At 49.9% G+C, this 1,398-nt stretch carries 2 protein-coding genes and 1 pseudogene; all 3 read left to right on the top strand.

All coding sequences use genetic code 11. The features are described from left to right. On the top strand, nucleotides 1-230 hold a 230-nt coding region (locus tag AC1DWB_RS35180), incomplete at its 5' end, for a FliG C-terminal domain-containing protein (RefSeq protein WP_477545707.1). Further along, complete coding sequence (locus AC1DWB_RS35175) at nucleotides 223-1,062, top strand: FliH/SctL family protein (RefSeq protein ID WP_477545706.1); 840 nt, start codon at nucleotides 223-225, stop codon at nucleotides 1,060-1,062. The genes AC1DWB_RS35180 and AC1DWB_RS35175, both read left to right, overlap by 8 nt. Continuing rightward, nucleotides 1,055-1,398 (top strand): annotated as a pseudogene (gene fliI / locus AC1DWB_RS35170) (flagellum-specific ATP synthase FliI); the annotation flags it as partial. The gene AC1DWB_RS35175 and the pseudogene fliI, both read left to right, overlap by 8 nt.

Genomic DNA, 1,398 nt, shown 5'->3' with positions numbered 1-1,398 from the left:
ATCTTCAGCTTGCACTCAAGGTGGCTAGTGAAGAGGTTCGTGAGATGATCTTCCGCAACATGTCGAGACGAATGGCGGAGACATTCCGCGAAGAAATGGAATACATGGGACCTGTACGGTTACGTGATGTGGAAGAAGCACAGACTCGTATCGTCGCCACGATTCGTCGATTGGAAGAAGCTGGCGAGGTGATCATCGCCCGCGGCGGAGGAGATGATATCGTTGTCTAAGGTCATCAAGGCTTCCCGAATCATCAGTCTGGACGATACCGTTGTCATTCAGCCCATGAAGCTAGGCGTTGTATCGGAAGAGAGCGAACCCACATATCATTCGGCAGAAGATGGCCTAGAACAGGATGCCCAAGTTACCGAAGCTCAATCTATCAAAGATCGGATCGTCTCAGATGCGGAATCTTCCGCAGAAATTATATTGGCTCAAGCTACATCATCGGCTGAACAGCTCAAGCTTGAMGCACAGTCTGAAATCGATGCGTGGTGGGAAGATAGACGTCAGGCAGATTTGGAACAAGCAGAGCGTGCACAACAGGAAGGCTATCAGACCGGACACCAAGAAGGGTTCTCCCAAGCTGAAGAGCAGGTGCGTAATCAATATGAAAGTTTGATACAGAACGCCAAGTCCATCATCGAACAAGCAGGGGCGATCAAGCAGCAGATGATTCTCGAAGCCGAGCCGTTTCTGATTGAATTAAGCTGTGCGATTGCGGAGAAAGTCATCGGCCGTCAGTTGACGATCGAACCGGAATGGATCGTGGATTCGATTCGTAAGGTGCTGCAGCGGAAGCGTGAACAAGGCGTGATTTCGTTGTGCGTCTCACCCAGCCAGTTCGMGTTCATCCAGGATTCCCGAGAAGAGTTGTTGTTGGCCATCGATTCTCAGGCGGAGCTGCAAGTATTGCCAGATCCGAGCGTGAATGATTATGGTTGTGTCGTCCGTTCCTCATTCGGAAGCATCGATGCCCGCATTGATACACAACTTGAGGAAATCAAGGATGCACTGTTGCAGTTATTCCGCAGAAGTGAGGGGACTCCTCAGGATGAGTAGCAACTTGCAATCGCATAAGTATATCGAACAGTTGAAGCATCTGGATCCGATCCGGGTCAATGGGAAAGTTACGCAAGTGATCGGATTAACTGTGGAATCTGAAGGACCGGATGCAAGTGTTGGCGACGTATGCCACATTTACCCGTTCAAWTCTTCGCAGCCATTGAAAGCAGAAGTTGTCGGATTCCGCAACAATAAGGTCATCTTAATGCCTCTGGGCGAATTGCAATCGATCGGCCCTGGTTGTGATGTGGTCGCAACAGGCAAGCCATTAACTGTATCTGTAGGTCATGAACTTCTTGGTAAAGTGCTAGATGGTCTCGGGCAACCGATGGA

The sequence above is a fragment of the Paenibacillus sp. P4_E11 genome (assembly GCF_056401635.1).
The sequence above is the reverse complement of the archived record's forward strand: the minus strand, read 5'-3'. Positions and strand labels throughout refer to the sequence as shown.